Source organism: Streptomyces kronopolitis (genome assembly GCF_050953795.1).
Classification (GTDB): Bacteria; Actinomycetota; Actinomycetes; order Streptomycetales; family Streptomycetaceae; genus Streptomyces; species Streptomyces kronopolitis_A.
On sequence record NZ_CP191850.1, the window covers coordinates 6,639,376 to 6,659,008 of the forward strand.

A 19,633-nucleotide genomic window follows, 5' to 3' on the forward strand; every position below is an offset into this window, starting at 1 on the left:
CGGCCGTCAGGCGAAGGGCAGACCGCGCCACGGCGAGGACGGGTCCTGGGTCAGGACCCGGTGCAGGTGCAGGGCCCGGTCGTACTCCGGGCCGAAGGTGCCGTTGTCGAACGCCGGCATCCGGCCGAGCGCGTCGCCCGCGGCGAACTCCTCCCACGAGCCGTACGCCTCGCGGGCCCTGGCGCCGGCCTGCCGGACGGCCTGCTCGGCCTGGTGCGGCCCGCACAGCCGGGCGCCCAGGCCCCGGCGGACGAGGCCGACGGCGTGCGCGTGGTCCAGCGCGACGAGGCAGGCGACCCGGCGGTGGCCGGCGTCCCGGCATCGGCGTCCGCGGGCTGGGTGACGAGCAGCCCGCCGGGCCGTACCCCGGCCCGGGCGCGGTGCTGCAGCCGGCCGGTGCGGTGCGCGGGCGAGGCGTCCGGATACGCGGCGCACGGGGTCCCGGGGTTGACCGCCGGACGCCATGTGTCGTGCGGCCAGTCCTGGGCCAGCTCCTCCACCGACACCCGGTCGAAGAGCTGCTGCGGGTGCCACGGCGGGAGCATGCCGCGGGTCAGTACGGGGATGCAGCGGTCGCCCACGGCCGGGTCGTCGTGGACGGGCAGCGGGTCCTGCCCCTGCTGAGGTACCGCCAGATACAGGTCCTCGCCGGCGATCGCCGCGAGCTGACCGTCCCGGTCGCCCCGCGCCGCGGCGTCGTACAGCAGCCGTTCGGTGTCCGTCGGCGGTATCCATCCCGGAGTGGTCACCGCAGGACCGTACGAGCCGTCCGGCCGTCCGCCGGAGCCGGGGGTTGCCGGAACGGCAAGGAAGATTGCACCGGCGCCGGTGGTGCCGCAGGCTCGCCGGCATGAGTCCTCACGAACACCCCACCGGGCATCACCACGCGTCCCACCACGGCACCGACGCGGACTGGGCCACGCTCGCCTCGCACCTCGAACAGGAAGCCGAGCTGTACGCGCCGCTGCACGAACAGGCCGCGGCCTGGCTGAGGGAGCTGCTCACCGACGGGACCGGCGCCGGGCCCGACGGGGTACGCCGGGTGCTCGACATCGGCAGCGGGCCGGGTGTCATCAGCTGCGTGCTGGCCCGCGCCTTCCCGGCCGCCGAGGTGGTCGCGGTGGACGGCAGCGCGGAGCTGCTGGAGCGGGCCCGCGACCGGGCCGCCGCCCTCGGCCTCGGCGAACGGTTCCGCACCCACCTCGCCGACCTCCCCGACGGGCTCGACGCGCTGGGCGGCGGCGACGTCATCTGGTCGAGCAAGGCCCTGCACCACCTCGGTGACCAGCGCGGGGCGATCGCCGACCTCGCCGGCCATCTGCGACCCGGCGGGCTGCTCGCCGTCTGCGAGGGCGGCCTGCCCGCGCGCTGCCTCCCGCGGGACCTCGGCCTCGGCCGCCCCGGGCTGCAGTCGCGGATCGACGCGGCCGCCGACGAATGGTTCAGCACGATGCGCGAGGCGCTGCCCGGCTTCGTCCACGAGACCGAGGACTGGCAGGCGTTCCTCGCCGACGCCGGCCTGCGCACCCCCGCCACCCGCAGCTTCCTGCTCGACCTGCCGGCCCCGCTGTCCGACGGTGCCCGCGCCTTCCTCGTCGCGAACCTGAGCCGCGGCGCCGAGCGGTGGGCCGACCAGTTCGACGAGGAGGACCGCACCACCCTCGCCCGCCTCACCGACCCCGAGGACGCCGCCGGAATCGGCCGCCGCCCCGACGCCTTCCTGCTGTCCGCGCAGACCGTCCACACCGCCCGCGCCCAGTAGACGGCCGGACGGGCCGGATCCGCGCGGACCCGGCCGCCGCCCGCCGCCCAGGCAATACGCTGGGCGGCGGACCGCGACGGGGGCACCTCCCGCGCCCCCGGGGCGCGGTGACGGCATGGAGGGAGATCGGGTGGACAGCGACAGGAGCGACGGCGCCGGGGAATCGGTCCGTAATGCCGTCTCGGGTGACACGGTCGTGGCCGGCCCGGTGGTGCAGGCGGGCCGGATCGAGTCCCTGACCTTCGCCGCCGCGCCGGCACCCGCGCCCCTGACGCCACGTCAAGTACCGCCGCCCCGGCCGGGCTTCGTCAACCGCACCGCCGAGTTCGCCGCCCTGGGCGCGGCGCTCGCCTCCTACGGCCCGGACAGCCCGCCGGCCACCATCGTGATCACCGGCCTGGGCGGCGTGGGCAAGACGGAACTGGTCTCCCAGTGGGTCTGGCGCGAGCTGGCCGAGCGCTTCCCCGACGGACAGCTCTACGTCGACCTCGGCGAGGTGCGCCGCGACGGCGGCATCGACGTCGGCGGCGTCATCGGCACCCTGCTGCGCTCCCTCGGCGTCCACGAGAGCCTCATCCCCGCGGGCACCACGGACCGGTCCGCGCTGTTCCGCTCGGCGACCGCCGGCCGCCGGCTCCTGGTGGTCCTCGACAACGCCCAGCACGCCGCGGAGGTGCGGCCGGTGCTGCCCGGCCACGGGCTCGCCGTCGTCCTGAGCCGCAAACGGCTGGCCTCCCTGGAGGTGGACGGCGCGATGCCGCTGACGGTGGCCCCGCTCGACGCCGGTGCCGGCCTGCAACTGGTGCGGCGCTGGCAGCACTCGGCCGCCGAGCCGGGCACGGCGCCCGGGGATGAGCCCGGGGCCGCGGCCCGGCTCGTGGCGGCCTGCGGCGGCCTCCCGCTGGCGCTGCGCGCGGCCGGCGAATGGCTCATCGAACGGCCGCACATGAGCCTGGAGGCCGTGGTCGACGCACTGGCCGACGAGCAGGACACCGGCCGTTCGGTCGCGGCCGTCTTCGACGCGGTCACCGCCACCTTCTGCGCCCACACCCTGGCCCTCTACCGGTTCCTGGGCGCCTTCCCGGGCACCACCTTCACCGCGGACGTCGCCGGGGCCGCGGGCGTGCCCCGGTTCGAGGACGGGCTGCGTGATCTGCGCACCGCCCACATGGCCGTCGGGGCGGGCGCGCCGGGCCGCTTCCGGCTGCACGACGTGGTGGCGGCGCACGCCCGCGCGCGGACCGGCCCCGAGGAGGACGTACGGGAGGTGCGGCGACGGGTGACGGACTTCTATCTCACCGCCGCGGCCCGCGCCGACCGGCTCGTCCTGGGAGAACGCCTGCGCCTCCAGGAGGCCCCGCCGGCCCCCGGCGCGGCGACCGACGGCAGCCGGGGACTCGTCGGCACCGGCGCCGAGGCACTGGAGTGGCTGGACGCCGAGCGCGCCAATCTGCTGGCCGTGCTGCGGATGGCCGCCGACGAGGGGCGGCACGACGCGGTCTGGCGGCTGTGCGAATCGCTCTGGGCGCTTTACCACAGCCGCAAGCACTACGCCGACTGGATCGAGTCCCACCGGCTGGGCATCGAGGCGGCACGCTGGGAGGGCCGGATCGACGCCGAGGTCCGCATGCGCAATCAACTCGCCCGCGCCCACCACTCGTTGGGCGAGTACGATCTCGCCGACGCCGAGCTGCGCGGCGCCGAAGACCTCCTGGACGCGGTGGCCGACGCCCGGCTGCCCGGCATGATCCGCGAGACCCAGGGACTGCTGTGCCTCGCCCGCCGCCGCCCCGAAGAGGCCATCGCCCTCTTCACCCGCGCCCTGCGCGCCAACGAGGGGGACACCCACGGCATCGTGGTGCAGACCTACAACCTCGGACAGGCGGTCCTCGCCGCCGGCCGCCCGCAGGAGGCCCTGGACCTGCTCGACGGCGCGATGGCCACGGCCCGGGCCGAGGGCGACGACGCCATGGCGCTGCGGATCGGCATCGTGCGCGCCCGCGCCTACCGGGCGGGCGGACGCCTGGAGCACGCGCTGGAAGCGGTCACCGATGCCGCGCTGCTGGCCGAGCGGCTCGGCCAGGTGGTCAAGCTGAAGGAGGCGCTGGAACTCGCCGTGGAACTCGGCGACCGCATCCAGAACCCCCAGGTCCAGCGCGCCGGCCGCCGCATGATGAGCGAGCTGCGCCAACGCACCGGAATCGGCGAGCCGGTGGGCTGACGGCCACCTGCCGGGCCCTCAGCTCCCTTCCCCGGCGTGCGCGGTACGGACGCTACGATCGCCCCGGCCCCGCCGCCACCTCACCGTCCCGCCGCCCCGAGAGTGGATCTCCCGTGTCCCTGCTGCCCAGCCGCCGTTCCCGCCGCCGGCGGTCGCGCTGGGACACCGTGCCGGAGGACGCCCAGGTGCTCGGCGTGGCACGCACCCTCACCTCGGCGACCCGGCTGCTGGACGTGATGCGCCTGCTGCGCCCGGAGGACGGCATCGCGGTGTCCTACACCGTCAACCCGGGCTCGGTCTTCGCCGACGGACTCGCGGACTACTTCGACGGCCTGGGCGCCCGGGTGCTCAGCTGGCGCGAGGCGACCCGGCGGCGCTTCGACCTGGCCGTGGCCTGCGCGGTGCACCCCTCCATGCGGCAGCTGGACGCCCCGCTGCTGGTCATGCCGCACGGCGCCGGGTACAACCGGCTGGTCACCGAGTCCACCGGCGAGCCCGGCGCGCCCGCGGGGCTCTCCCGGCGGGAGCTGATGCGCGGGCGGCGGGTGCTGCCCGCCGCGATCGGCGTCTCGCACGAGGAGCAGATCGACCGGCTCGCCCGGACCTGCCCCCAGGCCGTCCCGGTCGCCCGGCTGGTCGGCGACTACTGCTGGGACCGGATCGAGCAGAGCCGCCCCCGCCGCGACCTCTACCGTGCCCGGCTGGGCGTCGGACGGGGCCGGCGGCTGGTCGTCGTCAACAGCACCTGGAGCGAGCACTCCCTGCTCGGGCGGCATCCGGACCTGCCCGCGAAGCTGGTCGCCGCCCTGCCGGCGGACGAGTTCGCGGTCGCCCTCGTCCTGCACCCCAACGTCTGGGCCCGGCACAGCAGGCACCGGGTCCACCAGCGGCTGGCCCGGGCGATGGATGCCGGGCTGCTCGTCCTGCCGCCGCAGGAGGGCTGGCGTGCCGCGCTGATCGCCAGCGACTGGGTGGTGGGGGACCACGGCAGCACCACCTTCTACTCCGCCGCCCTGCACCGCGTCCTGCTGCTCGCCGCCACCGGCCTCGACGAACTGGACCCGGCCTCGCCCACGGCCGCCTTCAGCCGCACGGCGCCCCGCCTCGACCCCGACGGCGACCTCCTGGCCCAGCTGCTGGCCGCCGCCGAGCAGCACCGGCCGCAGCTGCTCCAGGCGCCGGTGGACGGGCAGTTGGCGGCACGGGGCGAGGCCGGGCGGCGTCTCCAGGAGGTGATGTATCCGTTCCTCGCCCACCGGAACATCACGCTGCCCGCGGACCCTCCCGTGCCGGACCCCGTCCCGGAGCCGAACCCCGAGCGGCGGGTGGGGCCGACGGCCTTCGATGTGACGGGTGAGGTGCTGCCCGACGGCTCGGTGGCCGTGCGGCGCCGGCCGGTCCTCGCGGGCGAGGCCCACGAGGACCACGATGCCCACGACAACGACGAGTCCCGCGGCTTCCTGGCGGTCACCGAGCAGGAGACCCACCGGCTGTGGCGGTCCTCGGCGGAGGTCATGGCCCGTACCGTCATCGACGGCGAACTCGCCCCCGCCGACTGGCTGCGGGCCCGCATCGACAGCCCCCGGGCGAGCCTCGACGTCGCCGTCGCCGCCCTGGCCGAGGACCGCTGTCTGCTGTTGCTGCGGCGCTGCGGCACCCTGCTCGAAGCCCATGCCCGGCGGGCCTACGGCGACCCCGGGCCGCGCCTCGACCCGCTGCTGCTCGGCGCCGCCGTACAGGTGTGGCTGAACGCGCGGCGCACCGCCGCGGACCTCTCCGGCGGGCTGCTCGTGCGCACCGGACCGCGCACCCTCGACGTGGCCTTCACCTGGCCGCCGTGAGGGGGCGGGCGGCGACAACGGCGCCGCCGCCCGCCCCGGCCACCGGACCCGCTAGCCCTGCTGCATCGGCTTCGGGTGGATCACGGCGAAGGTCGCGCCCTGCGGGTCGGTCACCACGGCCATCCGCCCGGCGACCATGTCGAAGGGCTCCTGCAGCACGGCGCCGCCGGCCGCGGTCACCTTCGCGACCGTGGCATCGGTGTCGTCCACCGCGAAGTACGCCAGCCAGTGCGAGGGGGTGTCGGCCGGCATCTGCGCGGACATCGGCTGCATGCCGCCCACCGGGCGGTCGTTCACCGTCAGGCCGTAGTAGTGCTCGGCCCCCTCCATCGGAGAGCTGTCGATGCCGAAGGCCGCCTGGTAGAAGGTCCCGGCCGCGGAGGGCTCGGTGGTGTTCAACTCGTTCCAGATCAGCGCGCCCGCCTCGTTGACGACGCCGGCGCCGGGGAAGTCCCTGGCCTGCCAGATGCCGAACACCGCTCCCGTGGGGTCGGCCACGACACCCATCCGGCCGAGCGTCATCACGTCCATGACGGGCATCAGGACCGTGCCGCCGGCCGTGCTCACCGCCTGGGAGGCGGCCTCCGCGTCGGCGGCCGCGAGATAGGTGGTCCATACCGTCGGCGGCGCGGGCTGACCGCCCATCGGGACCGCGGCCATGATGCCGGCCACCGGCTTCCCGTGCAGCTCGCACACGGCGTAGCCACCGGTCTCCGCCGGCCCGATCTTTCCGGTCCAGCCGAGGACCTGGGAGTAGAAGTCGATGGCGGCTTGCTGGTCAGGGGCCGCGAGATCGACCCAGCAAGGCGTCCCGGGCTGGTAGGGGTCGGTGACTTCGGACATCGTGGCCTCCTCGACGGGGGCACCTCCCCCGGCGCGGGGCACGGGGGAGGAGCAGGGCGAAGCGGAGGGGTACCGGCCCCGTTCGGCACGCCACGGGGCCGCCCCGCACTCACCCTCCACACTTCCTGGCGTCCGCCGCCCCCGCCACTCGGGTACGCCGCGGCGCCGCCCGGTCGGGCCGGGCGGCGCCGTCGGGAATCCGGGTCAGCCGGCGTCGAAGGTGGCCGGGTCCGGGCCGAGGCGGTTGCCGGAGTCCAGCGCGGCGAGGGTCGCCAGATCCGTGTCGTCCAGCTCGAAGTCGAAGACGTCGATGTTCTCGGCGATGCGCGAGGGCGTGACGGACTTCGGGATGACGACGTTGCCCAGCTGGAGGTGCCAGCGCAGCACCACCTGGGCCGGCGTCTTGCCGTGCTTGGCGGCGAGCTCGGCGAGCGTCGCGTGCTCCAGGAGGCCCTTGCCCTGACCCAGCGGCGACCAGGCCTCGGTGACCACGTTGTGTCGGGCGTGGAAGGCGCGGGACTCGGCCTGCTGGAACTGCGGGTGCAGCTCGATCTGGTTGACGGCCGGGACGACGGAGGTCTCGCCCAGCAGCCGCTCCAGATGCCCGGGCAGGAAGTTGGAGACGCCGATCGCCCTGGCGCGCCCGCCCGCCTGGATCTTCTCCAGGGCCCTGTACGTGTCGACGTACGTGTCCCGGGACGGCAGCGGCCAGTGGATCAGATAGAGGTCCACGTACTCCAGGCCGAGCTTGCTCAGGGAGGTGTCGAAGGCCCGCAGTGTGGCGTCGTGGCCCTGGTCGCCGTTCCAGAGCTTGGTGGTGACGAACAGCTCCTCACGGGGGAGCCCGGACGCCGCGAGGGCCTTGCCCGTGCCCTCTTCGTTGCCGTAGATCGCCGCGGTGTCGATGCTGCGGTACCCGGCCTCCAGGGCCTGGCCGACGGCGGTGAACGCCTGGTCGTCCTCGATCTGCCAGACGCCGTAGCCGAGCTGGGGCATCTCGATGCCGTTGTTGAGCGTGATGGACGGAACCTTGCTCACGGGTGAATCGGTCCTTCGGTCGACTGCTGCGTTCACGGGCGTCAACGAGCATCCGCGGTCCCGCATTCCCGCGCCGGTCCACGAGATGCGTCCGGCCGGCGGCGGAAGGCGGCCGGGGGCCGGACGCGGCGCCGGGCGCGGCGCCGGGTTCGCCGAGGGTGAACGCGCCGGGGCGGAACACCGCACCACGAGGCCGGCGCCCGGGTCCGGCCCGGCCACCCGTCCGGCGGACCGGACCCGCCGCCCGCCCGGGCGGCGCGCCCCTCACGTCCCGTAGAGCGCGTCCACCTCGACCGAGTACGCCGTCTCGATCGCCTTGCGCTTCAGCTTCAGCGACGGGGTCAGCAGCCCGTGCTCCTCGCTGAACTGGTGGGCCAGTATCCGGAACGTGCGGATCGACTCGGCCTGGGAGACCAGCGTGTTGGCGGCGACGACGGCGCGCCGGATCTCGGTCTCCAGGTCCGGGTCGCGCACCAGGTCGGTCGGCGGCATCTCCGGCTTGTCGCGCATCGCCAGCCAGTGGGTGACCGCCTCCGGGTCCAGGGTCACCAGCGCGGCGATGAAGGGGCGGTCGTTGCCCACCACGATGCACTGGGCGACCAGCGGATGCGCCCGCACCCGCTCCTCCAGGCCCACCGGCGAGACCGTCTTGCCGCCGGAGGTGACCAGGATTTCCTTCTTCCGGCCGGTGATCGTCAGATAGCCGTCCTCGTCGAGCGCCCCGAGGTCACCGGTGGAGAACCAGCCGTCGTGCAGCACGGCGTCGGTGGCCTTCGGGTCGTTGTGGTAGCCGTGGAAGACCTGCCCGCCGTAGAGCCAGACCTCGCCGTCCTCCGCGATGTGCACGGTGGTGCCCGGCACGGGGGTGCCGACGGTGCCGAAGCGGGTGCGCTCGGGCGGATTGGCGGTGGCGGCGGCGGTGCTCTCCGTCAGGCCGTAGCCCTCGAAGATGCGCACGCCGGCGCCGGCGAAGAACAGTCCGAGGCGGCGTTCCATCGCCGAGCCGCCCGACATCGCGTGCCGCACCCGGCCGCCCATCGCCGCCCTGACCTTGCTGTAGACCAGCTTGTCGAACAGCTGGTGCTGCATCCGCAGCGAGGCGCTGGGGCCGGACCCGATGCCGAAGGCCTTGTTCTCCTGCGCCTCGGCGTAGCGGACCGCGATCTCGACGGCCTTGTCGAACGGTCCGACCTTGCCCTCCGCCTCGGCCCGCCGCCGGGCCGCGGCGAAGACCTTCTCGAAGATGTACGGCACCGCGAGGATGAACGTCGGCTGGAGGGACTGCAGATCGGGCAGCAGGGCACGGGCCGCCAGTTCGGGCTGGTGGCCCAGCTTGACCCCGCCGCGGAGCGCGGCGACCTGCACCATCCGGCCGAAGACGTGCGCCAGCGGCAGGAAGAGCAGGGTGGCCGCCTCGTCACCCGGCTTGGAGTGGAAGACCTTTTCGTAGCGGAGCACCATGTTGTCGGACTCGGCCATGAAATTGGCGTGCGTGATCAGGCAGCCCTTGGGGCGTCCGGTGGTGCCGGAGGTGTAGATGATCGTCGCCGTGGCGTCCGGGGTGACGGCCATGCGGTGCCGGTGGACCACGTCGTCGTCGATGTGCGCGCCGGCCGCGGTCAGTTCGGCCACCGGGTCGGCGTCCAGCTGCCACAGCTTGCGCAGATGGGGCAGCCGGTCGATGACCGAGCCGACGGTCATCGCATGGTCCTCGTGCTCGACCAGACAGGCCGTGACGTCCGCGTTGTGCAGCATCCAGAAGACCTGCTCGGCCGAGGACGTCGGGTACAGCGGCACGGACTGGACGCCGATCGACCACAGCGCGAAGTCGAACAGGGTCCACTCGTAGCATGTACGGGCCATGATGCCGATCCGGTCCCCGAACCGGACGCCCTGCGCGAGCAGGCCCTTGGCCAGCGCGAGGACCTCGTCCCGGAATTGCCCGGTGGTGACGTTCTGCCAGTTTCCCTCGTCGTCCTTACGCGCCAGCGCGACGCGTCCGGGATCGGCTTCGGCGTGCTCGTAGACGATGTCCGCCAGCCCGCCGACCCGGGGCGCGGTCGCCAGTGGCGGGACGGTGAACTCGCGCAATGACCCAGCTCCTCGTGGTGCTCCTCACAAGGCCGCGACCGTACCCCACGGTGACCGCATCCGGCAGAGCCGTACCACGTCACGAAAGTGGCTGCACGGGAACTGGCCAACCGGCGAAAACGGGCTACTTCGGAGAAGCGGGGACACGTTCCCGCTGGTTCAACGTCGGACGATCACGACGCAGGGACCATATCTGCACCGAATCTCTGCACGTGAGAAATGGTGCTCTCGGTGCAGGTGAGACGCCGCCGCGGACGGCTCGGCCGGCGGCCCGGAGGGCGGGCGGGGGCCGGTGGACCGGTCACCGCCCGGTCAGGGGAGCTGGAGCCGGTCGCCGCCGGCGAGGATCGCGTCGGCGAGTGCCTCGGCCGGTCCACGGGCCGCCCGGTCACGGTCTCCATGAAGAAGAGCGAAGTCCACCCCGCCCAGTTCCGGCAGACCGGCGCGTGGCGAGATCTCATCCAAACCTGGCGGGATCATGCCCCTTGTATGTGCCATAACGCCCAGTCCTGCCCGGGTTGCGGCGATCAGTCCGTTGAGGCTCCCGCTGGTGCAGACGATCCGCCACTCCCGGCCCGCGCGCTCCAGCGCCTCCAGGGCCCGGGCGCGGGTCAGCGCCGGCGAGGGGAAGACGACCAGCGGGACCGGCCGCCGCGGATCCAGCCGCAGCCGCCCGGCCCCGACCCACACCAGGCGGTCGCGCCACACCAGCCGTCCGTGGGACGCCTCCGGACGCCGCTTGGCGAGGACGAGGTCGAGCCGCCCGGCCGCCAGCAGCTCGTGCAGGGTCCCCGACAACTCGACCCGCAGCTCCAGATCGACCTCGGGGTGGTCGCGCCGGAACCCTTCGAGGACCTCCGGCAGCCGGGTCAGCACGAAGTCCTCCGAGGCGCCGAAGCGCAGCCGGCCGCGCAGCCGGGTCCCCGTGAAGAAGCTCGTGGCCCGCTCGTTGGCCTCCAGGATCGTCCGGGCGAAGCCGAGCATCGCCTCGCCGTCCTCGGTCAGCTCCACGCCGTGGGTGTCCCGGGCGAACAGCCGGCGCCCGGCCGTCTCCTCCAGTTTCCGTACGTGCTGGCTCACGGTCGACTGCCGCAGTCCCAGCCGGTGCGCGGCCTGCGTGAAGCTCAGGGTCTGCGCCACGGCGAGAAAGGTGCGCAGCTGCACGGGTTCGAACACGGACCCTCCGTCCCGGCCTCTCCGCCACCGGGCGCCGTTCCTCGCCGACCGTTCACGGGGGACCGTTCATCGTGAAGCGTGATAGCAGTGACCATGGTAAACAGGGTTCCCGATCGTCGCAGGTCGCGTCAGTCTGGACCGGGGCCGCAGCGGCACCGCGCCGGCGGCCCCGCCCGAGAGCCGCCGAACGACCGAAGCGAGATCCATGCACCGCCCTGCGCCCAAGCTGCCCTCCTGGCTGCCCGTGGACGGATTCATCCTGGCGCTGCTGGGGACCGTCGCACTGGCCGCGCTGCTGCCCGCCCGCGGATCGGGCGCCACCGTCGCCGAGGGCGCCTCGACCGCAGCCGTGGCACTGCTCTTCTTCCTCTACGGTGCCCGGCTCTCCACCCGCGAGGCGCTCGACGGGCTGCGCCACTGGCGGCTCCATCTCACCGTCCTGGCCTGCACCTTCGTGCTGTTCCCCGCGCTCGGTCTGGCCGCCCGCCTGCTGGTCCCCGAGGTGCTGCCGACCACCCTCTACACGGGGCTGCTGTTCCTGTGCCTGGTGCCGTCCACGGTCCAGTCCTCGATCGCCTTCACCGCCCTGGCCCGCGGCAATGTCGCGGCGGCGATCTGCGCCGGCTCGTTCTCCAGCCTCGCCGGGATCGTCCTCACCCCGCTGCTGGCCGGCCTCGTCCTGCCCGGCGACGGCGGTGGCTTCCGCGCCGCATCGCTGCTGCCGATCGTCTGTCAGCTGCTGCTGCCGTTCCTCGCCGGGCAGCTCCTGCGGCGGTGGATCGGTGGCTTCCTCACCCGTCACCGGAGGGTGCTGGGCCGGGTGGACCGCGGCTCGATCCTGCTCGTCGTCTACGCCGCGTTCAGCGCGGGTGTCGTCCGGGGCATCTGGCACCAGGTCTCCGCGCCGCGGCTGCTGTGCCTGCTGGGGGTCGAGGCGGTGCTGCTCGCGGTGATGCTGACGGTCACCTCGTACGGTGCCGGGAGGCTCGGCTTCCGCCGCGAGGACCGGATCGCGATCACCTTCGCCGGCTCGAAGAAGAGCCTGGCGGCCGGTCTGCCGATGGCCAGCGTCCTCTTCGGCGCGCAGGCCGGGCTCATGGTGCTGCCGCTGATGCTGTTCCACCAGATGCAGTTGATGGTGTGCGCGTTCCTGGCGAAGCGGATGGCGGCCCGCGCCGTGCCGGAGCCGCGGCGGGCGGCGGCCCCGGCCGGTCCCGGTGGTGCGGTCCCGGCACAGGCCGTGGCGGCAGCCGGGCAGCGTCCGCCGGGACCGCGCGGCTGACGCCCTAACGCCCCGCGCCCCGCACCCGGTCCAGGGGGAGCCCGAGGACCAGCGGGCCGGGCGCGGCGGCGTTCTCGGTGCGCAGGGCGGCCAGTTCGGTATCGCTCAGGGCGCGCCCGTAGACGCGGACCTCGTCCAGCGCGCCGGTGAACTGCACCCGGCCGTCGGGCTTCTGGCCCAGGTGCACCCCGAACACCGAGCCCCGGCTGACCGACCCGGGGACGTCGGGCACCACGGTGGTCTCGCCGCCGTCCACGGTGAGCAGCAGCCGGCCGCCGGTGCGGCGCAGCGCCAGGTGGTGCCAGCCGCCGTCGTTGTAGGCGCCGTGGGTCGCGGCCTGGGCGGTGGCGGGCGGTGCGGCGCCGTTGACGGCGGTCAGATGGCCGACGAGCCGGCCGTGGGTGGGGTCGCCCTCCACCGCGACCTGCGGGGCCCGGGCGCCCACGCCGCCCATCCACAGCAGCGGCTGCTCGCCGGTCGTGGCGTCGTAGCGGAACCACAGGCTGCACGTGAAGTCGCGGGTGCCCAGGGGCAGGGAGGAGCGGAAGGGGAGGCGGACCGCGTCGTCGGTGCCGTCGAAGGACAGCGCCCGGCCGAAGCGGCCGTCGGTGGCGCGGGGGCCGCCGAGCACGAGCGCGGGCCGGGCACCCGGGGCGGTGTCGCGGGTCGTGGGGTCCGGCCCCCGGCGCGGGCCGAGCCAGGCCTCGGTGAAGCGCGCGAAGCGGATCTCGTCCCGGGCGTCGACCGCGCCGCCCTCGTACATCAGGCCGGTGACCTCGGGGGAGAGGGCCACCAGGTCCGAGTAGCCGGACCAGTCGGTGGTGACCCGGGCGCCCCGCTCCACGTCCTCCCAGGTGCGCCCCTCGTCCCAGGAGGAGCGGATGGTCATGGTGCGGCGCCGGTCGGGGTCGGCGGGCGCCGCGAGGAGGGTGCGGCTGCGGCCGCCCGCGGCGGACGAGTGCGGCAGCAGCAGCGCGGAGCCCTGCACCATCGGCGCGTAGAGGTCGGGCAGGGCACGGAACGGCGCGCTGAACGACGCCCCGCCGTCGCGGCTGACGGCCGCGGTGCGATGCCCCGGATCGGTGCCGTCCTGCTCGCGGCCGTTGACGTAGACCGAGCCGTCGGAGCGTTCCAGGAGGGCCATCTCGGAGGGCTTCTGCCGGAAGGTGCCGTCGGCGGCGACCGGCCAGGTGTCCAGCGCGCCGACCTTCCAGGTGGTGCCGCCGTCGTCGCTGTGCACCAGCGCGGCGTGGTTGGCGGTGACCCGGTGGTCCGCGTAGCTCTCGGAGTTGATGCCGATGACCAGCCGGCCGCGGTGCCGTCCGCGGGTGAGCTGGATGCCGTGCAGGGGGCCGGTGGCGTACCAGGAATTCCACTGCGGGGGACGGATGGCGGGGGTCAGGTCCCGGGGCGCGGACCAGGACGCGCCGTCGTCGTCGCTGTACTGGAGGTGCGGGGTGCGGTCACAGGGGACGTCGCAGCTGAGGCCGTCGGCGCGGCCCTTGTTGTAGGTCTCGGCCAGCACGATGCGGCCGGTGCGGCGGTCCACCACGGGCGCCGGGTTGCCGTGGGTGTCGCCGCCTCCGTGGTTGACGACCTGGAGCGGGCCCCAGGTGCGGCCGCCGTCGGTGGACCGCTTGAGCACCAGGTCGATGTCGCCGGCGTCCCCGCAGTCGTGCCGCCGTCCCTCGGCGAACGCGAGGAGGGTTCCCCGGGCGGACTTCACCACGGCCGGTATACGGAAGCAGAAGTAGCCCTGTTCCCGGGACGCCTTGAAGAGGACCTGCTGGTCGAATCCGCCGGCCGGGGCGGGCGCTGCGGCAGCCGTGGCGCCGGGCACACCGCCGGGCGCGGCCTGGGCGGGGCCGGTGGGCAGGAGGGCGAGGGCGGTGGCGGCCAGCGCGGCGAGCAGGGCAGCGGCACGGCGGTGCCGGGGTCTGCTGCGGTGGCTGGGGTGTGCGCGGAGAACTGACGTCATGGTCCGGCCTGCCCTTCGAGGCATCGGCGTCGGGTCATCAGGACATCCCACGTCCTATGTGCATCGCGACGGAAGCTACTGCCGCGTGGGGACCGCGACAAGGAGCGTGCGCCGGTTCTCCGCGCCGCAGCCGGAATTCACCCGCCCGGCCCGCAAGTGCTGCGCCGGGTGTGCCGGACGGGGCGCGGGAGAGGCGAGTGCCGAGTGCGCCGGATGCCCCTCACGACACCGCGTCCCGCCGCCTCACGGCCGCAGCACGACCTTGCCGAGGTTGGCCCGGGCCTCGATGATCTCGTGCGCCTTCGCCGCCTCGGCCAGCGGCAGTTCGGCATGGACGGCGGCCCGCAGCCGGCCGGATCCGGCCAGCTCCCACAGGAGTTCCCCGTCGCGTGCGTAGCGTTCCCCGTGCACGGCGGCGAAGCGGCGCATCGTCAGCCCGGTGAGGGTCCGGTCACCGGCCAGCAGCGCGTACGCCGGGACCGTCCCGCCACCGGAGTTGAAGAAGACCAGCCGCCCGCCGGGGGCCGTCGCGGCCAGGGCCCGCGGCAGCACCTCGCCCCCGACACCGTCCAGCACGATGTCGGCCGGCGCGCCCCAGGACTCCTGGTCGTAGGTGACCACCTCGTCGGCCCCCAGCCCGAGGACGAACTCCGCCTTGGCGGCCGATCCGACGGCGGCCACCACCCGCGATACGCCCCGGAGCTTGGCGAGTTGCACGGCGAGCTGCCCGACGCCGCCGGCCGCGCCGGTGATCAGCACGGACTCGGCGTCCCGCGGTGCCGCGGTGTGCAGCACGGCGAGCGCGACATGGCCGCCGCGCACCAGCGCCACCGCCTCCACGGCGCTCGCGCCCTCCGGTATCCGGCTCGCCAGGAAGGCGGGGGCGAGGACGAGTTCGGCGTAGGAGCCGGTGAGGGTGAGCGAGGTGACGCGGTCCCCGACGGCGAAGCCGGTGACGTCCGCCCCGAGCGCGACGACCACCCCGGCGATTTCCCCGCCGGGCACGGCGGGCAGCGGATCGCCGCCCCCGTTGCCGTCGCCGCGCACCCGTCGCACGCACGGCAGCGTGACGCCGATCGCCTCGGTGCGGACGAGGAGTTCACCGGGCCCGGGCTCCGGCGCCTCGGCTTCCTCGACGCGCAGCACCTCGGGACCGCCGTAGGCATGGAAACGGACTCGGCGCACGGGCCACCTCCTGGACGATGTCTCCGGTCGGCACACACACCGCCGGAGGTCATGGGGTGCCCCAACGATAACCGGAAACCCGTTGGTGTCACCCATGTTATTTCGTGGGGCCTCCCCATGACTTCCGGGTACGGTGGTCCCATGTCCGACCTCCCCTACGCCCCCAGCCGCATCCGCGCGCTCCCCAGCTGGCTGCTCGGCCGCGCCGCCGCCCGGGGGCACCGGCTCGTCGCCGACGCCCTCGCCGCCGAGGGCATGCGGATGATGCACCACGCCGTGCTGTCGGCGGTCGCCGAACTCGGCCCGGTCTCCCAGGCGGAGCTCGGCCGGACGCTGGGCATCGACCCCAAGGACATGGTCGCGCTCGTCAACGACCTGCAACGGGACGGGCTGGTGACCCGCACCCCCGACCCGGGGGACCGGCGCAAGAACGCCGTCGAGATCTCCGCCGACGGCCGGCGGCGGCTGCGCCGCACCCAGCGGCTCGGCGACCGGGCCAACGCGGAACTGACCGCCGCCCTGACCCCCGCCGAACGCGAGCAGCTGATCGCCCTGCTCACCCGGATCGCGCTGCCCGGGGAGTGACGCCCGGCCGCCGGGCGCCGTACGTCACCCGCTGCCGGGCCCGGCCCGCCGCGGGGTCAGCCGGCCGCTCCCGGCACCGCCACCCGGTGCTCGCCCGCGTACACGTTCATCGACGAGCCGCGCAGAAACCCGATCAGGGTCAGCCCGGCCCCGTCGGCCAGATCGACGGCGAGCGAGGACGGCGCCGAGACCGCGGCCAGCACCGGAATGCCCGCCATCACGGCCTTCTGCGCCAGCTCGAACGAGGCCCGCCCGGAGACCATCAGCACACCCGAGGACAGCGGCAGCCGCCCCTCCTGCAGCGCCCGCCCGATGATCTTGTCGACGGCGTTGTGCCGCCCCACGTCCTCCCGGATGTCCAGCAGGTCACCGTCCACCGTGAACAGCGCCGCGGCGTGCAGACCCCCGGTCCGCTCGAACACCCGCTGGGCGGCCCGCAGCCGGTCGGGCAGCGCGGCCAGCGTCTCCGGCGCGATCCGCACCGGGGTGGCGGGGTCGGTGTCCAGCGGCCAGCGGGTGCGGGTGCGCACCGCGTCCAGGCTGGCCTTGCCGCACAGCCCGCATGACGACGTCGTATAGACGTTGCGCTCCAGGGTGATGTCCGGGACCGGCACCCCGTCCGCGAGCCGCACGTCCACCACGTTGTAGGAGTTCATCCCCTCCCCGCTCCCGGCCCCGCCCGCGGGGGAGGGGTCCGGGGTGGTCGCCCCCGCGCAGTAGACGATGTTCGCCAGCTCGTCGGCGTGCGCCAGGACGCCCTCGCTGACGAGGAATCCGGCGGCGAGCGCGAAGTCGTCGCCCGGTGTGCGCATCGTGATCGCCAGCGGCTTGCCACCGAGCCGGATCTCCATCGGCTCCTCGGCGACGAGGGTGTCCGGACGGGTGCTCGCGACACCGTCGCGGATGCGGATGACGCGGCGTCGCTCGGTGACCCGTCCCATGTCTGATCAGTCCCGTCCTCACCGGCCCTGGACCCGGTGGCGTAGCGGCGGACAGCCGAAGCGGCCCGGAATGCGGCGGCTGCCGTGCGGCGCTGGCGCGTGGTGTCCCACGTCGGCCCCGGCCGGCCCGGCCTCCCCATTCTCCCGCACGGCTCCCGGCTTGCTGCCCCGGCCTCAGCGCCCCGGCCCGCCGGGCGCCGCCTCCTTCGCCGCCTGATTCAGCTCCCGGCCGCCGAAGGCGCCCGAACCGTCGGCCGCGGCCCAGGCCGCCTCCAGCCCGGCCTGGTCCAGCGTCCGCCAGTCCGGGGTGTCCTGGACGAAGGCCCGTCCCAGCCGCCGCCCCAGCTCGACCATGCTCCGGCCGGTCCTGCCCCGCTCGGTGCCGTACGCCTCCAGGGCGTCCGGCCGCTCCGGCAGGGCCCGCAGCGCGGTCTCCAGCGCGGCGGCGTCCTGGAGCGCCTTGACCGCGCCGCCGCCGGTGTGCGGCCGGGCGACGGTGGCGGCATCGCCGGCGAGCAGCAGCCGACCGGCCGTGTACCGCGGCGCCGTGAAGTCGTACATGGGCTGGAGGAAAAGTTCCTGACGAGTCGTCAATCTCATCAGTCCGCCCCAGTACGGCGGCAGCAACTCGCCCGTGACGTACTGGAGATGGTCGTGCAGCGCGTCGGTGAGGGCGCCCGGCGGCAGCCCTGCGGGGGCGTCGGGCCCCAGGTCGAGGCCCTCGGGCGGCGCGGTGTACAGCACCCAGTTGGCGCGCAGTCCGCCGCGGCCGTCGGGGATGCGGTAGATGATCACGTGACCGCCGGGGAAGACGCCGTAGACACAGTCCTCCTCCGCCCACGGCTCGGACGGCAGGCCGGGGAGGTCCAGCGCCGCCATCCGGTCCGCCGGGACGGTGCCCCGCCAGGCCGGATAACCGGCGTAGTCGGCCCGGACGCCGGGGAACGCGGCCTCGCGGACCACCGAGCGGTAGCCGTCCGCCCCGATGACCAGATCGAACCGCTCCGCACGACCGCCGGGTGCGGCACGGCCGTCCGACCCGCCGACGCCCGAGGCCGTGTCACCGCCGCCGCCACCGTCGCCGTCCCCGCCCCCGAAACGCAGCACCGCGCCGTCCGCGTCGCCGTCCACCCCCGTCACCCGGGTCCCCGTCCGGAACACCGTGTCCTGGGGCAGCCGTTGACGTAACTCCCGCCAGAGCGGCCCCCAGCAGTACGAGCGGAACGGGAAGGGCTGGACGGCGATCTGGCGGCCGAGCGGGGCGGCGCCGTCCCGCACGTACCAGCGGCGGGTGGTCAGCTGCGCCCACGGCATCGCGGTGTCCAGATACCCGGCCGCCGCGAGTTCGGCGTACCGGGCGTCGTGCACCACGAGGCCGACGCCCCGGTCCGCGAGCGGACCCGCGGTGCGTTCGTGGAGGGTGATCCGGCCGGCGCCGGCGCGATGGGCGGCCAGTGCCGCGGCGCATCCGGCGATACTGCCGCCCACGACGGCGACATCGGCCCCTGCGATCGTCATACGGTGCGTGCTCATACGGCGCCCCCTGCGCTGTCCCGCAGCCGAGGGTCGGTCGGCCGCCCGGTTCGATCGGGCGCATTGTGGCAGGTGTTCCACTCCGGCGCCCGGAGTTCGGGAAAGACCACAGGAATTACGTACATGCGGCGCAGGAGGGATGGCCGGGCGACAGCCTGGGTATATGCCTGAGCCGGGGCCGGACGAGTGAATCGGCCCCGCGGCAAAGCGGCCCGGTGGCGGGATCTGTGGGGGGTCCCGCCATCGGGCGTTCGCCGTGTCGGTCCCGCGCACGCGCCCGCGCCGATCGCACGACACCCTCGAAGCGCCCGCGCACGCTCCCGCCCGCGCCGCCCCGGGCCCCACCCGGCCGCCGCGCCCCTGCTCGGAGCGGCTCTCCACGCGTGACCTCCGAACAGGACTCCCGCCGTTCCGCTCCGTGAGATCACCCCCGGTCAAGCCCCCTCATCCGGGTAATGTGCCGGTGGATCACTCTGATCATCCAGATCACCCCGGCGTACCGGCAGCAGCACACCGCACCGGGCACCGACCGACCACGAATGGCGAGACGCACATGAGCGAAGGGACAGCACCGGCGGCCGGCGACGCGGCCTCCGTCGCTGACGAGGCGGCCCGCGAGCAGCTGCGCTACCTGCGCGGCAGCATCGACAACCTCGACGCCGCCCTGGTGCATCTGCTCGCCGAGCGCTTCAAGTGCACCCAGCAGGTCGGCGAACTCAAGGCCCGCCACCACCTGCCGCCCGCCGATCCGGCCCGTGAGGCCGCGCAGATCGAACGGCTGCGGCGGCTGGCCGAGGACGCGAGGCTGGACCCGGCCTTCGCCGAGAAGTTCCTCAACTTCATCATCGGCGAAGTGGTCCGCCACCACCGGGCGATCGCCGACCGCACCCAGGAAGGCGCGGAGGAGCGCACCGAGCCGGCTGCGGGCTGAGCACGGGGCTGTCGTCATGAAGAGGGGTGAGCGATGAGGGCCGCTCGCCCCTTCTCGCGCATCAACTCCCTTTCTTTGTGAGCCACGTGGCGGTCCTTCGCGTACCTCGCCACCCACCGGCCACTTCACCCACCGGCCGTCCCGCGTGGCCCCCTCGACCCCTCACCCACCTGCCGTCCCGCGCCGTCACGTCCCCCTCGGCCACCCCGCCCGCGGTCGCTGATCC

Annotated in this window: 15 protein-coding genes; 6 read left to right on the forward strand and 9 right to left on the reverse strand. The window is 74.4% G+C overall.

The annotated features are described in order from the left end of the window. Positions 1–6: 6 nt before the first annotated feature. On the reverse strand, positions 7–435 hold the full coding sequence (locus ACQP17_RS29315) for a DUF1266 domain-containing protein (RefSeq protein WP_433858972.1): 429 nt from the start codon (positions 433–435) through the stop codon (positions 7–9). Between the two features lie 415 nt (positions 436–850). On the opposite strand from ACQP17_RS29315, the gene ACQP17_RS29320 reads away from it, so the two are divergent. From ACQP17_RS29320 to ACQP17_RS29330, 3 genes are all read left to right on the forward strand, one after another. Beyond that, complete coding sequence (locus ACQP17_RS29320; protein WP_433858973.1) at positions 851–1,762, forward strand: class I SAM-dependent methyltransferase; 912 nt, start codon at positions 851–853, stop codon at positions 1,760–1,762. Positions 1,763–1,892: 130 nt separating this feature from the next. Then, a complete protein-coding gene (locus ACQP17_RS29325) occupies positions 1,893–3,983 on the forward strand; it encodes a hypothetical protein (protein ID WP_433858974.1) in 2,091 nt (696 codons plus the stop codon). A gap of 113 nt (positions 3,984–4,096) precedes the next feature. After that, entirely contained in the window at positions 4,097–5,824 is a 1,728-nt protein-coding gene (locus ACQP17_RS29330; RefSeq protein WP_433858975.1) for a hypothetical protein, read from the forward strand. A 51-nt stretch (positions 5,825–5,875) separates the two neighbouring features. Here the strand turns inward: ACQP17_RS29330 and ACQP17_RS29335 are convergent, their stop codons facing one another. From ACQP17_RS29335 to ACQP17_RS29350, 4 genes are all read right to left on the reverse strand, one after another. Beyond that, a complete protein-coding gene (locus tag ACQP17_RS29335; RefSeq protein ID WP_433858976.1) occupies positions 5,876–6,667 on the reverse strand; it encodes a VOC family protein in 792 nt (263 codons plus the stop codon). A gap of 204 nt (positions 6,668–6,871) precedes the next feature. Continuing rightward, a complete protein-coding gene (locus tag ACQP17_RS29340; protein ID WP_433858977.1) occupies positions 6,872–7,705 on the reverse strand; it encodes an aldo/keto reductase in 834 nt (277 codons plus the stop codon). Between the two features lie 264 nt (positions 7,706–7,969). Then, entirely contained in the window at positions 7,970–9,796 is a 1,827-nt protein-coding gene (locus ACQP17_RS29345; RefSeq protein ID WP_433858978.1) for an AMP-dependent synthetase/ligase, read from the reverse strand. 312 nt (positions 9,797–10,108) lie between these two features. Next, complete coding sequence (locus tag ACQP17_RS29350) at positions 10,109–10,972, reverse strand: LysR substrate-binding domain-containing protein (RefSeq protein ID WP_364881542.1); 864 nt, start codon at positions 10,970–10,972, stop codon at positions 10,109–10,111. A 205-nt stretch (positions 10,973–11,177) separates the two neighbouring features. Between ACQP17_RS29350 and ACQP17_RS29355 the strand changes: the two genes are divergently transcribed. After that, on the forward strand, positions 11,178–12,254 hold the full coding sequence (locus ACQP17_RS29355) for a bile acid:sodium symporter family protein (protein ID WP_433858979.1): 1,077 nt from the start codon (positions 11,178–11,180) through the stop codon (positions 12,252–12,254). A 4-nt stretch (positions 12,255–12,258) separates the two neighbouring features. Here the strand turns inward: ACQP17_RS29355 and ACQP17_RS29360 are convergent, their stop codons facing one another. Then, positions 12,259–14,232: an exo-alpha-sialidase gene (locus ACQP17_RS29360; protein WP_433858980.1), complete on the reverse strand. Its 1,974-nt coding sequence runs from the start codon at positions 14,230–14,232 to the stop codon at positions 12,259–12,261. A 243-nt stretch (positions 14,233–14,475) separates the two neighbouring features. Next, a complete protein-coding gene (locus ACQP17_RS29365; RefSeq protein ID WP_433858981.1) occupies positions 14,476–15,417 on the reverse strand; it encodes a quinone oxidoreductase family protein in 942 nt (313 codons plus the stop codon). Positions 15,418–15,558: 141 nt separating this feature from the next. Between ACQP17_RS29365 and ACQP17_RS29370 the strand changes: the two genes are divergently transcribed. Continuing rightward, a complete protein-coding gene (locus ACQP17_RS29370) occupies positions 15,559–16,002 on the forward strand; it encodes a MarR family winged helix-turn-helix transcriptional regulator (RefSeq protein WP_189097858.1) in 444 nt (147 codons plus the stop codon). 56 nt (positions 16,003–16,058) lie between these two features. Here the strand turns inward: ACQP17_RS29370 and fdhD are convergent, their stop codons facing one another. Further along, positions 16,059–16,943 carry a formate dehydrogenase accessory sulfurtransferase FdhD gene (fdhD, locus tag ACQP17_RS29375; protein WP_433858982.1) on the reverse strand — a complete coding sequence of 295 codons (885 nt, stop codon included), beginning with the start codon at positions 16,941–16,943 and terminating at the stop codon, positions 16,059–16,061. A gap of 174 nt (positions 16,944–17,117) precedes the next feature. Further along, entirely contained in the window at positions 17,118–18,476 is a 1,359-nt protein-coding gene (locus ACQP17_RS29380; RefSeq protein ID WP_433858983.1) for an FAD-dependent monooxygenase, read from the reverse strand. Between the two features lie 553 nt (positions 18,477–19,029). Here ACQP17_RS29380 and ACQP17_RS29385 point away from each other — a divergent pair. Then, complete coding sequence (locus ACQP17_RS29385) at positions 19,030–19,407, forward strand: chorismate mutase (protein ID WP_364881562.1); 378 nt, start codon at positions 19,030–19,032, stop codon at positions 19,405–19,407. The last annotated feature ends 226 nt before the right edge of the window (positions 19,408–19,633 follow it).